Below are 12588 nucleotides of genomic sequence, written 5' to 3'. Positions count from 1 at the left end.
TCGACCGTCAGCGGCGCGTGATCGCTGAACTTGATGTCGCGAAAGATCGACGTGCTTTTCGCGGTCTGCGCGATGCCGGGCGTCGCGATCTGATAATCGATTCGCCACCCGACGTTCTTCGCGTACGCCTGCCCGCGATTGCTCCACCACGTGTATTGCTCGGGCCGCGTGTCGAGCGTGCGAAAGACGTCGACGTAGCCGACGTCGTCAAAGAGCTGGGTCAGCCACGCGCGCTCTTCGGGCAGGCAGCCTGAGTTTTTCTGATTACTCTTCCAGTTCTTGATGTCGATTTCCTTGTGGACGATGTTCACGTCGCCACAGAGGATGACTTCACGTTCGCGCCGCAATTGCGCCAGATGCGGCATGAACTCGTCCATGAAACGGTACTTGGCCTGCTGGCGGTCCTCACCGCTCGAGCCCGAGGGTACGTAGACGGACACGATCGACAGCTTGCCGAAGCGTGCTTCGACGTAGCGGCCCTCCGGATCGAACTCCTCGCTGCCGAAGCCGATGAGAACGTCGTCCGGCTCATGACGCGCATACACTCCTGCCCCGCTGTAGCCCTTCTTGACCGCGTGCTGAAAATAGCCCGTGAACCCGTGCGGAGCAAGGAACTCCGGCGTCATGTCGTCCTGCGAGCATTTGACTTCCTGCACGCAGACGACGTCGGCGTTCTGCTGTCCGAACCATTCGAAAAAGCCCTTCTTCGCGGCGGAACGAATGCCGTTCAGATTGGCGGTGATCACGCGCAGCATGGTGTTGTCCTATCGTTGTCGGTAACGGTGAGCGAAGCGCCAATTATCGACGAATCGACACATGACATTTGAGGAATCGACGACGGCCCGGCGTGGACGGACTGAGAACCCCACCGCATGGTGTGGGGACGCGCGGCAGCCAGCCGTCAGCGCAATCGGTGTCGCAAGTGGGAATCCGGGTCGGTGTTTGTCGACGCAATCAGGAGCAGCGGTTTCAAACCACCGTAATGCCCTTCAGCGATTCCTTCGCCGGCGGGTACTCGAGCTTCAGCCCCTCCATCACGCGCAGCAACAGCATCGCCACCATCAGATTGCGATGCGACTTGGAATCGGCGGGAACTACGTACCACGGCGCGTATTCGGTCGAGGTGGCAGCGAGCGCGTCGCGATAAGCCACCTGATAATCGTCCCATTGCTTACGCGCTTCGATATCCGCGAGGTCGAATTTCCAGTGCTTGGTTGGATCGTCAATGCGCGCCTGCAAACGCTGGCGTTGCTCGTCCTTGGAAAGGTGCAGGAAGCACTTGAGAATGGCTGTGCCCGAATCGGCCAACAGGGCTTCGAACGCCCGCACGTGCTCGTAACGGCGCTTGAGCTGTTCGCCGCCAAGCAGCCCCTCTACACGTGGCACGAGCAGGTCTTCGTAATGGCTGCGATTGAAGACGGCGAGCTCGCCTGCGGCTGGCACGTGAGGATGCACGCGCCAAAGGAAATCGTGGGCCGCTTCCTTAGGCGTGGGCGCCCGAAACGGCGTAATCCGCAACCCGAGCGGATCGACCTCATGGAACACGGCGCGGATCGTGCCATCCTTGCCGCTCGTATCCATGCCCTGCAAAATCAGGAGAACGCGCTCGCAGCGCTGCGCATGCAGGCGCTCCTGCAATTCGTCGAGCAGCACAGCAAGCTCGGACAAACGCTCGCGATCGGTTTCTTTCGAGCCGGTTGAGAACGGCTTTGAACCCGAGTCGATGTCAGCCAACGAGAAAGCCTGAGCCTTATCGCCGCTCTTGAAGTACGGCACTTTGAAGTCGTCGAGATGCGCGTTTTTCGCCATGCCGCCCTTCCTTTCACTTGTGCTCGTTAGTCCCGCGTGCGCCAAGTCTCGTTGCCACGTCCGCGGGCGACGTCTTCCAACGAAGGTCGCCACCCGCGGACCCTCGCACTCAAGCTGACAGCTTTTTCTTCAAAAGCTCGTTCACCTGCTGCGGGTTGGCTTTGCCCTTCGTCGCCTTCATCGCCTGACCGATCAGCGCATTGAACGCCTTTTCCTTACCCGAGCGGTACTCGTCCACCGACTTCTGGTTGGCAGCCAGTACCTCGTCGATAATCGCTTCGAGCGCGCCCGTATCCGAGATCTGCTTGAGACCCTTCGCTTCGATGATCCGATCCGCCGCGCCCTCGTCAGTCGCCTTCTCCTCCCAGATCGCGAGGAACACCTCCTTCGCGATCTTGTTGGACAGGGTGCCGTCGGCGATGCGCTGCAGCACGAGCGCCAACTGCGCCGCCGACACCGGGCTTTCGGCGATGTCGAGACCGTCGCGGTTCAGTTGCGACGACACCTCGCCCATCAGCCAGTTCGCGACCGTCTTCGCTTGCGCCTGACCGACTTTAGCCACCACCGCCTCGAAGTACGCGGCCATCGCCTTGCTCGAGGTCAGCACCGCCGCGTCGTAAGGCGTCACGCCGTATTGCTCCACGAAGCGATGCTGCATCGCCGCCGGCAGCTCGGGCATTTCGCCCTTCACCCGCTCGATCCACGCCGCGTCGATCACGAGCGGCATCAAATCGGGGTCCGGGAAATACCGGTAGTCGTGTGCGTCTTCCTTGCTGCGCATCGAACGCGTCTCGCGCTTGTCCGGATCGTAGAGGCGCGTTTCCTGAACGACCGTGCCGCCGTCCTCGATAAGCTCGATCTGCCGGCGCACCTCATACTGAATCGCCTCTTCGAGGAAGCGGAACGAGTTGAGGTTCTTGATCTCGGCGCGCGTGCCGAACTCCTTCTGCCCGACCGGGCGCACCGACACGTTCGCATCGCAGCGGAACGAGCCTTCCTGCATGTTGCCGTCGCAAATGCCGAGCCACACCACGAGCGCATGCAGTGCCTTGGCGTAAGCAACGGCTTCCGCGGCGCTGCGCATCTCCGGCTCGCTGACGATTTCGAGCAGCGGCGTGCCGGCACGATTGAGGTCGATACCGGTCATGCCGGCAAAATCCTCATGCAGCGATTTGCCCGCGTCCTCCTCGAGATGGGCGCGCGTGAGCTGAATCGTCTTCTCATACGCGGCCGTGCCGGCCTTTTCGTTGGCCGGCACCTGGATCGTGACCGTGCCACCTTGCACGACCGGGATCTCGAATTGGCTGATCTGATAGCCCTTAGGCAGATCAGGATAGAAGTAATTCTTGCGCGCGAAGATGCTGCGCGGCGCAACCGTGGCGCCGATCGCGAGACCGAAGCGAATCGCGCGCTCAACAGCGCCCCGGTTCATCACCGGCAGCACACCCGGCAACGCAAGATCGACGGGGCAGGCCTGGGTGTTGGCCTCGGCGCCAAAGCGCGTTGACGCACCCGAAAAAATCTTCGAGACAGTGGAGAGCTGCGCGTGCGTCTCGAGACCGATTACGACTTCCCATTGCGACATGTTTCTAGACTCCTGCCGTTGCCGGGGCCTGCGTATGCCAGGCCGTTGCTCGCTGAAACGCATCTGCGACCTGCAGCATCCGGGCTTCGCTGAAATAGTTGCCGATGATCTGCAGGCCCACGGGCCGCTTCGCGCGCGCACCGCCGCCGAACCCACAGGGCACGCTCATGCCGGGCAGGCCCGCGAGACTCACCGAGAGCGTATAGACGTCGGCCAGATACATCTGCACGGGATCGTCGCCTTTCGCGCCGATATCCCAAGCGACCGTAGGCGCAACGGGGCCCATGATCACGTCGCACACCTTGAACGCTTCCTGGAAATCCTGCGCGATGATGCGGCGGATCTTCTGCGCCTGAAGGTAGTAGGCGTCGTAGTAGCCGTGCGAAAGCACGTACGTGCCAACGAGGATGCGGCGCTTCACTTCGGGGCCGAACCCTTCGGCGCGCGACTTCTTGTACATGTCGAGCAGATCCCGATACTCGGCCGCGCGATGACCGTAGCGCACGCCATCAAAGCGGGACAGGTTTGATGAAGCCTCGGCCGGCGCGATGACGTAGTAGACGGGTATCGAAAGCTCGGTCTTCGGCAACGAGACCGGCACGAGCGTCGCGCCAAGCGCTTCGTACTCCTTGAGCGCGGCATCGACGGCCGCGCGGACGTCGTCAGCGAGGCCCGGGCCGAAGTACTCTTTGGGCAGCCCGATGCGCAATCCGGCAAGCGGCTTGCCCGCCGCGCCGTCAGCCGACCAGGTCTCGCCGAGGTGGCGCGTGAAGTCTTCGTCGGGGCGCGCAAGACTCGTCGAATCGCGCTCGTCGAAGCCGGCCATCGCGTTCAGCAACAGCGCGCAGTCCTCCGCACTTTGCGCCATGGGGCCGCCTTGGTCGAGCGACGAAGCGAACGCGATCATCCCGTAGCGGGAGACGCGGCCGTAGGTCGGCTTGATGCCTGTCACGCCCGAAAACGAGGCAGGCTGGCGAATGGAGCCACCGGTGTCGGTCGCCGTCGCCGCCGGCGCGAGACGCGCGGCCACGGCCGCGGCCGAGCCGCCCGACGAGCCGCCCGGCACAGCCTGCGTGTCCCACGGGTTGCGCACCAGGCCAAAAGCCGAGTTCTCGTTCGACGAGCCCATCGCGAACTCGTCCATGTTGGTTTTGCCGAGCGTCACCATGCCAGCTTGGGCAAGGCGCTCGACGACTGTCGCATCGAACGGGCTCTCATAGCCCGCCAGCATCTTCGAGCCCGCCGTCGAATGCCATCCCCGCGTCACGAAAACGTCTTTGTGCGCGAGCGGAATGCCCGTCAGCGGCCCTGCCTCGCCCGCCGCGATGCGCGCATCGGCTTGGCGCGCCGCTGTAAGCGTCTCGTCGGGCGCGACTTCGATGAACGCGTTGAGCTCACCGGCGGCTTCAATACGCTTCAAATAAAGCGTGGCCAGCTCGACGGCGGAGATCTCTTTGGTCGCCAGCGCACTCGCCAGCCCTTTCAAACTCTTTTCATGCATCTCGGATTCGTTCCTGTCGTGGAGACGTTTACTCGATCACTTTCGGCACGAGGTAAAGGCCGTCTTGGACGGCCGGCGCGCTCTGCTGGCTGGCGTTGCGATCGACGGGTTCCGTGACGGCGTCCTCGCGCAGGCGCAGCGCGACGTCCTCGATCTGCTCGATCGGGTGGGCAAGCGGGTCGATACCGGCCGTATCGACCGCCTGCATCTGCTCGACGAGGCCAAAGAACTCGTTGAGCTGGGCAAGCGTGTGCTCGGCGTCGGCATCGGCCAATTCGAGCCGCGCGAGATGGGCGATGCGTTTTACATCGGTCAGGGTCAAAGCCATGCGTCTCACCGGAAAAATGCCGTGCACAGCGCGCCAATGCGTCGCTGCGCCGGTTGTCGAAAACATCGGATAGGCCTTCGACTAGGGGCCCGATTAGCGGAAAAAAGGACCGCTTTTTGCTTCAAATAGGTAGAAATTATAAGGTATCATTATGCGCTCGAAGCAAACCCGGACTGCCCCTCGAAGAGGCCATTCGACGCTCTTTGAAGTCGCCGCCTCGCTCTTGCGGCGCCGGTCATATTCATCGCAGCTTCGCGCTCGCGGTGGCGGTGCCCTCGAATCATCCCATGGGGCAGCCGCTCGCGCTTGGATCCCGAAGCTTTTAGTTCATTATCCGCTGCCGCTGCGGCGCCCTATGGCGAAACACGGCTTTGACGGCGAGACAGGAATTTCATGTTCGGCTTTTTGCGCAGCTATTTTTCGAACGATCTGGCGATCGACCTCGGCACCGCCAATACCCTCATCTACATGCGCGGCAAAGGCATCGTCCTCGATGAACCTTCCGTCGTTTCCATCCGTCAGGAAGGCGGGCCAAACGGTAAGAAAACCATTCAGGCTGTCGGCCGCGAGGCGAAGCAGATGCTTGGCAAGGTGCCGGGCAACATCGAGGCGATTCGCCCCATGAAGGACGGCGTCATCGCCGACTTCACCGTCACCGAACAGATGATCAAGCAGTTCATCAAGACGGCGCACGAATCTCGCATGTTCTCCCCCTCTCCGCGCATCATCATCTGCGTGCCCTGCGGCTCGACGCAGGTGGAGCGCCGCGCGATCAAAGAGGCCGCGCATGGCGCCGGCGCCTCGCAGGTGTACCTGATCGAGGAGCCGATGGCCGCTGCGATCGGCGCCGGGCTGCCGGTATCCGAGGCGACGGGCTCGATGGTCGTCGACATCGGCGGCGGTACGACTGAAGTCGGCGTGATCTCGCTCGGCGGCATCGTTTATAAAGGCTCGGTGCGCGTCGGCGGCGACAAGTTCGATGAAGCCATCGTCAACTACATTCGCCGTAACTACGGCATGCTGATCGGCGAGCAAACCGCCGAAGCGATCAAGAAGGAAATCGGCTCGGCCTTCCCCGGTTCGGAAGTCAAAGAAATGGAAGTGAAAGGGCGTAACCTCTCCGAGGGTATCCCGCGCAGCTTCACGATTTCGAGCAACGAAATCCTTGAGGCGCTGACCGATCCGCTCAACCAGATCGTGTCCTCGGTCAAGATTGCGCTCGAGCAGACACCGCCTGAGCTCGGTGCCGACATTGCCGAGCGCGGCATGATGCTGACGGGCGGCGGCGCGCTGTTGCGCGACCTCGACCGGCTGCTTGCCGAGGAAACGGGGCTGCCCGTGCTTGTCGCCGAAGACCCGCTGACCTGTGTCGTGCGCGGCTCCGGCATGGCGCTCGAGCGGATGGACAAGCTCGGCAGCATCTTTTCGTACGAGTGATGGTGCTCGCGGGCGCCACACAGGCTGTGTCCCTGGCGCCCATGCGCTGAGGGACGCGCCACCGTCCCCCCGCGTTCAATCTCCAGGCGTCGACCATGGAATACAGTCCGCCGCCTTTATTCAAGCAAGGGCCGTCCGCGTTCGCGCGGCTCGTCTTCTTCGTCGTCCTTGCCCTTGCGCTGCTTGTCTCCGACGCCCACTTCAAGACGCTCGAGATGTTGCGCGCGGTACTTGATATCGGCCTGTACCCGTTGCAGCGTGCGGCACTCGTGCCGCGCGACGTCGTGCTCGACGGGGTCAATCTCGTCATGTCCTCGACAACGCTGCAGCGCGATAACAACCAACTCGCCGCCCGCAACCGTCAGCTTTCCGTCGAGGCGAACCGCAGCGCCGCCCTGGCGGCCGAGAACACTCACCTGCGGGCACTGATCAGTCTGTCGCAGCAAGTCGCCGTGCGGACGACGCCGGCCGAAGTCCAGTACGACATGCGCGATCCGTTCACGCAAAAGGTGGTCATCGGCGCCGGGTCGCAAGAGGGCATTCAGAACGGCTCGCCCGTCGTCAGCGAGGACGGCATGGTCGGCCAGATCACGCGTGTCTATCCGATGCAGTCCGAAGTTACGCTGCTGACCGACAAGGATCAGGCCGTTCCCGTTCAGGTCGTCCGCACGGGGCTGCGCGGCGTCGTGTACGGCATGCCCGCGGGCAATACGCTCGAGCTGCGCTTCGTGCCGATCACCGCCGACATCGTTGCAGGTGATGAGCTCGTGACGAGCGGGCTCGACGGCGTCTACCCCCCAGGCTTGCCGGTCGCCAAGGTCGTGCGTGTCGACAAGCTCGCCGATACCGCGTTTGCCCGCGTGATCGGTGTGCCCGTGGCGGCCGTGCGCGGAACGCGTGACGTGCTGGTGATCCATTACGACAGCGGCATGCCGCCGCGCCCCGAGCCGCAGCCGGACCCAGTCTCGCCAAAGGACGCAAAGGGCAAGAAGCCGACAAAGGCGGCGGAAAAGAACACGGCGAGCGAATCGGGCGACAAGGGCCCGGGATCTGCCGAGAAAGGCCCGTTGCAAGCGGGCGGAAAGCCTGCGCAAGCGAGCCCGGCACAGCAGCCAGCACAACAGCCGGAGCAGAAGCCAGTTGCAAAGGCTGCCGCGAACGCGACCGCGACGCAGCAAGCGGCGGTGGCTCCGCGCACGGCATCGGGAGCCACGCGATGAACCGACCGCAATACATTCTGCTGCCGGTCAACCCCTATTTCATTGCGTTCAGCCTTGCCGTGGCGTTCCTGCTGAATTTGATGCCATGGGGGCGGCTCATCGGTGTGCCCGATTTCGTGGCGCTTGTGCTGCTCTTCTGGAACGTCCATCAACCGCGCAAGGTCGGCATGGGCATGGCTTTCGTTCTCGGTCTCTTGATGGACGTCCACGACGCAAGCCTGCTCGGCGAGCACGCGCTCGCCTACACGTTGCTCTCGTATGGCGCCATCACGATTCACCGTCGCGTGTTGTGGATGCCGCGTGGCGTGCAGATGGTCGCCGTCGCACCGTTGCTCGTGGCCGCGCAGCTCGTGCCGTTCGTCATCCGGTTGTTCATGGGCGGCGCGTTTCCGGGCTGGGGCTACCTCGTGCATGGTTTTGTCGAAGCTGCGCTTTGGCCGCTCACCTGCACGCTGCTGCTGCTGCCGCAGCGCCAGCCTGCCGATCCTGACGACACGCGCCCCATCTGAGCGCTTCACGCCGACGACGCATGACCGAGTTCAAGAACACTCAGGAGCAGCTCTGGCGATTTCGCGTGCGCGTGGCGGCCGCGGGACTTTTCGTGCTCGTCTGCTTCGGCCTGCTCGTACTGCGCTTTTTCTTTCTGCAGATCTGGCACTACAGCAAGTACTCGCTGCAAGCCGACGAGAACCGCATCTCAGTCGCGCCCATCGTGCCGAACCGCGGCATCATCACGGATCGCAACGGCGTAGTGCTCGCCCGCAACTACTCGGCCTATACCCTCGAAATCACGCCGTCAAAGCTGGATGACACCCTCAACAATGTCATCGACAAGCTCTCGACGGTCGTCAACATCGACGCCCTCGACCGCCGCCGCTTCAAGAAGCTGCTCGAGGACTCGAAAAACTTCGAAAGCCTCCCGATCCGCACTCGGCTGACTGACGAGGAAGTCGCGCGCTTCACGGCTCAACGTTTTCGCTTTCCCGGCGTCGACGTGCGCGCTCGGCTTTTCCGCCAATACCCGCTCGGTTCCACCGCAGCGCACGTGATCGGCTATATCGGACGCATTTCGCAGCGCGATCAGGACCGCATCGACGCAGCAAGCGACAGCAACGATAGCGACTCCGAGCACTACGATCCGCGGCTCGATGCGAACAACTACAAGGGCACCGATTACATCGGCAAGATCGGCGTCGAACAGAGCTACGAAACCGAGCTGCACGGCGTCACGGGCTTCGAGGAAGTCGAGGTCACCGCAGGCGGGCGCCCCGTACGTACGCTATCGCGCACCAAGGCAACACCGGGCAACAACCTCGTGCTGTCGATCGACATCGGTTTGCAGGAAGTGGCCGAGCAGGCGTTTGCCGGCCGGCGCGGCGCACTGGTGGCCATCGAGCCATCGACGGGCGACGTGCTCGCCTTCGTCTCAGCGCCAAGCTTCGATCCCAACGCGTTCGTCGACGGCATCGATCAGCAGAGCTGGGATGCACTCAACAACTCACCCGATCACCCGCTGCTGAATCGGCCATTACATAGCGCCTACCCACCGGGGTCGACCTACAAGCCATTCATGGCGCTCGCGGCGCTCGCCCTGCATAAGCGCACGCCCGATTGGGGCTTCCACGACCCAGGGTTCTATACGTTCGGCGGCCATACGTTCCGCAACGACGTGCCGCAGGGTCAGGGCTGGATCGATATGAACCGCGCGATCATGGTGTCGAACGACACCTACTTCTATATGCTCGCGCACGATCTCGGCGTCAATGCCATCGCCGATTTCATGAAGCCTTGGGGTTTCGGCCAGTTGACCGGCATCGACATTTCCGGCGAGGCGCGTGGCATCCTGCCTTCGACTGATTGGAAGAAGAAGGCCTATCGTAAGCCCGAGCAGCAACGCTGGTACGAGGGCGAAACGATCAGCCTCGGCATCGGCCAGGGCTACAACTCCTTTACGATGCTGCAGCTCGCGCATGCCACAGCAACGATCGCGAACGACGGCGTCCTCATGCGTCCGCATCTGGTCAAGGAGATCGAGAACCCGATCTCGCACCAGATGCAGCTCACCGTGCCAACCCAAAGCGGCCGTATTCCGCTCGTGACGCAGGACGAGTTCAACGTTGTCAAGCGCGCCATGATGTCGGTGACGAGCGATCCGTCAGGCACCGCCTATCAAGTGTTTCGCAACGCGGCGTACCAAGCGGCCGGCAAGACAGGGACAGCGCAGGTTTTTTCGTTGCAAGGACAGAAGTACCACGGTGGCGCGCTTGCCGAACATCTGCGCGATCACTCGCTGTTCACCGCGTTCGCGCCAGCTGACCATCCTCAAATCGCGGTTGCCGTCATCGTCGAGAACGGCGGGTGGGGTGCAAGCATCGCTGGCCCCATCGTGCGGCGCGTACTCGATTACTACCTCGTCGAGCGCAACAAGCCAGGCGCGCTCACCGCGGAAGTGGCGGCCGCAGCCTCAGCGGCCTCCGCCGCAGAAGCGGCCGCGGACCCCGTGATCAGTGCGTCCGAGCCTATTGCCGTCGATCCGCAAGGCAGCAGCGCGACGCAGCCGATCAACGTCGCGCCGGGCTTCAAGCCCCTGCCGCTGCCCGTGCTGCCCGCATCGGCAACCTCTGCCGCGTCAGGTGCGCAACCGACGGCCGCGAGCTCAGGCTTGATGTCGGCGGCGGCAAGCCCTTCGGCATCGGCTCCGGTTCCTGCACCGCCGCCTGTGCCCGAATCCGCCCCTGCGCCCGTTGCCGTCGCACCGGCTCCCGCGTCTCGCGTGAAAGCGGCCGCGCCACGCACTGACCATTAACGGAGAGGGACATGAACGCCGACAAGCGCGTCTGGCTCGAACAGATCAAGAAGATGTTCATCGGCTTCGATCGCCCTCTCGCGCTGATCGTCTTTCTGCTGCTTTGCGTCGGCATCGTAACGCTTTACAGCGCGAGCCTCGACGTACCGGGCCGCGTCGAGGATCAGCTGCGCAACATCGTGCTGACGTTCGTTCTCATGTGGGCGCTGGCGAACGTGCCGCCGGCGACGCTCATGCGCTTCGCCGTGCCGCTCTATACGTTCGGCATTGCGCTGCTCCTCGGCGTTGCACTTTTCGGTATCACGAAGAAAGGGGCAAAGCGCTGGATCAACGTCGGCGTTGTCATTCAGCCGTCCGAGATCCTGAAGATCGCCACACCGCTCATGCTCGCCTGGTACTACCAGAAGCGCGAGACCGGGCTGCGCTGGTACGACTTCATCGTCGGCTTTCTGATACTGCTGGTGCCCGTGGGCCTTATCGCGAAGCAGCCCGATCTGGGCACAGCGATGCTCGTATTCGCCTCGGGCCTTTTCGTCATCTACTTCGCCGGGCTCTCGTTCAAGCTGATCGCGCCGGTGCTCATCGCTGTCGTCATCGCAGCGAGCTCCATCGCCGCATTTCAGGACAAAATCTGCCAGCCCCAGGTGCAATGGCCGTTGATGCACGACTATCAAAAGCATCGCATCTGCACGCTGCTCGATCCCACCTCCGATCCGCTCGGCAAAGGCTTCCACACGATTCAAGCCGTCATCGCAATTGGCTCAGGCGGCGCCGTTGGCAAAGGCTGGCTCAAGGGCACGCAGGCGCACCTCGACTTCATTCCAGAAAAACACACCGACTTCATTTTTGCGGTGTTTTCCGAAGAGTTCGGGCTCGCCGGCGAGCTCGTGCTGCTCGTCCTCTACTCCGCGCTGATTGCACGCGGACTATTCATCGCCGCCAATGGGGCAACGTTCTTCGGGCGCCTGCTCGCCGGCTCGCTGACGATGGCGTTCTTTACCTACGCGTTCGTCAATGTCGGCATGGTGAGCGGCATTCTGCCGGTTGTCGGTGTGCCGTTGCCGTTCATGAGCTACGGCGGCACCGCGCTCACGACGCTGGGCATTGCGATCGGACTCATCATGGCCGTCGGCCGACATAAGCGGCTTATGAAAAGCTGACCGATACGCTGCGGCGCTCATGCGCGAAAGCGTGCGTCAGTCCGTGCAGCACGCTCGGCTCGATCAGGGTCCGCGGGGTCCTTGCAGTGGGTGGTCGAGTTGTGACGACCGCGTTCTGTGAAGTTGCCAGCTCGAGTCCGGTCCCGGGGGCACTCAGATCTGTACGAAACCGGTCGTTTTCGCACGGAGGCCATCGAGTGCATCACTTGGCATGACCGCCTGATTGCCATACGTGGTATCGAAGCGCGACTTCGACGCCCTTGTGGCTAGGGTCCAACAACTCGAGGATCAGTCTGGCTTGCCAAGGCTGAGGCGGCTCGCAATGAAGGTTTTGCGAGCAATGAAGATGTCAACGCGTTCCTAGGCAACTCACGGAACGTTCGGCATGAATCTGAAATTGACACAACGGGCCCTGAAAGCCTGGCAAAACCTTGATGCCAGGCAGTATCGGCAAGTTGCTTCCGTAATCCTTGGACTTTTCGCGGCTTACGTTTGAGCGCTTGGGCACCGAGCGGCCACGACCGCCCGTGGGCGACTGCACAAATTCGGGAATCAACGGTTCAAGAACCGCCCATAACTCCCATGTGTTAGCGGCCTTAACCTAAGGCTGCGCCGGTTTCGACTGTCCTTGCGCCTCGCGACTGAGCTCGCTGCTCAGTTCCTGAAACTTGAGCCGCGCGGCCGGATCCCCCTGGGCGGCAGCCGCCGCGTAGTACGCACGTGCGATGTTGATGTTGCGCGT

10 protein-coding genes and 1 pseudogene are annotated in these 12588 nt (G+C 62.6%); 5 read left to right on the top strand and 6 right to left on the bottom strand.

What is annotated here, in order from left to right; genetic code table 11:
* The 5 genes from VL598_RS06105 to gatC all read right to left on the bottom strand — a co-directional run.
* A partial coding sequence (locus VL598_RS06105; RefSeq protein ID WP_325325803.1) for an exodeoxyribonuclease III occupies window positions 1–755 on the bottom strand: 755 nt, incomplete at its 3' end.
* A gap of 214 nt (window positions 756–969) precedes the next feature.
* Window positions 970–1809 (bottom strand): PPK2 family polyphosphate kinase, encoded by an 840-nt coding sequence (locus tag VL598_RS06100; RefSeq protein WP_325325802.1) that lies wholly within the window; start codon window positions 1807–1809, stop codon window positions 970–972.
* 109 nt (window positions 1810–1918) lie between these two features.
* Window positions 1919–3394, bottom strand: a complete 1476-nt coding sequence (gene gatB / locus VL598_RS06095; RefSeq protein ID WP_325325801.1) for an Asp-tRNA(Asn)/Glu-tRNA(Gln) amidotransferase subunit GatB — start codon at window positions 3392–3394, stop codon at window positions 1919–1921.
* Window positions 3395–3398: 4 nt separating this feature from the next.
* Window positions 3399–4895 carry an Asp-tRNA(Asn)/Glu-tRNA(Gln) amidotransferase subunit GatA gene (gene gatA / locus VL598_RS06090; RefSeq protein ID WP_325325800.1) on the bottom strand — a complete coding sequence of 499 codons (1497 nt, stop codon included), beginning with the start codon at window positions 4893–4895 and terminating at the stop codon, window positions 3399–3401.
* 28 nt (window positions 4896–4923) lie between these two features.
* The gene (gene gatC / locus VL598_RS06085; protein ID WP_325325804.1) at window positions 4924–5223 is read right to left on the bottom strand and encodes an Asp-tRNA(Asn)/Glu-tRNA(Gln) amidotransferase subunit GatC; all 300 of its coding nucleotides are present in this window, start codon (window positions 5221–5223) and stop codon (window positions 4924–4926) included.
* Between the two features lie 393 nt (window positions 5224–5616).
* Here gatC and VL598_RS06080 point away from each other — a divergent pair, with 393 nt between their 5' ends.
* The 5 genes from VL598_RS06080 (at window position 5617) to rodA (ending at window position 11846) form a co-directional block, all read left to right on the top strand.
* Window positions 5617–6660: a rod shape-determining protein gene (locus tag VL598_RS06080; protein ID WP_017772379.1), complete on the top strand. Its 1044-nt coding sequence runs from the start codon at window positions 5617–5619 to the stop codon at window positions 6658–6660.
* Window positions 6661–6755: 95 nt separating this feature from the next.
* Entirely contained in the window at window positions 6756–7880 is a 1125-nt protein-coding gene (gene mreC / locus VL598_RS06075; RefSeq protein ID WP_325325799.1) for a rod shape-determining protein MreC, read from the top strand.
* Window positions 7877–8389, top strand: a complete 513-nt coding sequence (gene mreD / locus VL598_RS06070; protein WP_325325798.1) for a rod shape-determining protein MreD — start codon at window positions 7877–7879, stop codon at window positions 8387–8389. The genes mreC and mreD overlap by 4 nt, the downstream gene beginning before the upstream one ends.
* A gap of 20 nt (window positions 8390–8409) precedes the next feature.
* Window positions 8410–10686, top strand: a complete 2277-nt coding sequence (gene mrdA, locus VL598_RS06065; protein ID WP_325325797.1) for a penicillin-binding protein 2 — start codon at window positions 8410–8412, stop codon at window positions 10684–10686.
* Between the two features lie 11 nt (window positions 10687–10697).
* Window positions 10698–11846 (top strand): rod shape-determining protein RodA, encoded by a 1149-nt coding sequence (gene rodA / locus VL598_RS06060; RefSeq protein ID WP_325325796.1) that lies wholly within the window; start codon window positions 10698–10700, stop codon window positions 11844–11846.
* 601 nt (window positions 11847–12447) lie between these two features.
* Here rodA and VL598_RS06055 read toward each other — a convergent pair.
* Window positions 12448–12588, bottom strand: a pseudogene (locus VL598_RS06055) (sel1 repeat family protein); the annotation flags it as partial.

Source organism: Trinickia sp. (genome assembly GCF_035492435.1).
Classification (GTDB): Bacteria; Pseudomonadota; Gammaproteobacteria; order Burkholderiales; family Burkholderiaceae; genus Trinickia.
The sequence above is the reverse complement of the archived record's forward strand: the minus strand, read 5'-3'. Positions and strand labels throughout refer to the sequence as shown.

Bases quoted from the DNA above. Each gene is read 5' to 3' on its own strand.
- mrdA (WP_325325797.1), top strand. From the start codon at position 8,410: ATGACCGAGTTCAAGAACACTCAGGAGCAGCTCTGGCGATTTCGCGTG.
- gatA (WP_325325800.1), bottom strand. From the start codon at position 4,895: ATGCATGAAAAGAGTTTGAAAGGGCTGGCGAGTGCGCTGGCGACCAAA.
- mreC (WP_325325799.1), top strand. From the start codon at position 6,756: ATGGAATACAGTCCGCCGCCTTTATTCAAGCAAGGGCCGTCCGCGTTC.
- mreD (WP_325325798.1), top strand. From the start codon at position 7,877: ATGAACCGACCGCAATACATTCTGCTGCCGGTCAACCCCTATTTCATT.
- gatC (WP_325325804.1), bottom strand. From the start codon at position 5,223: ATGGCTTTGACCCTGACCGATGTAAAACGCATCGCCCATCTCGCGCGG.
- VL598_RS06100 (WP_325325802.1), bottom strand. From the start codon at position 1,809: ATGGCGAAAAACGCGCATCTCGACGACTTCAAAGTGCCGTACTTCAAG.
- rodA (WP_325325796.1), top strand. From the start codon at position 10,698: ATGAACGCCGACAAGCGCGTCTGGCTCGAACAGATCAAGAAGATGTTC.
- gatB (WP_325325801.1), bottom strand. From the start codon at position 3,394: ATGTCGCAATGGGAAGTCGTAATCGGTCTCGAGACGCACGCGCAGCTC.
- VL598_RS06080 (WP_017772379.1), top strand. From the start codon at position 5,617: ATGTTCGGCTTTTTGCGCAGCTATTTTTCGAACGATCTGGCGATCGAC.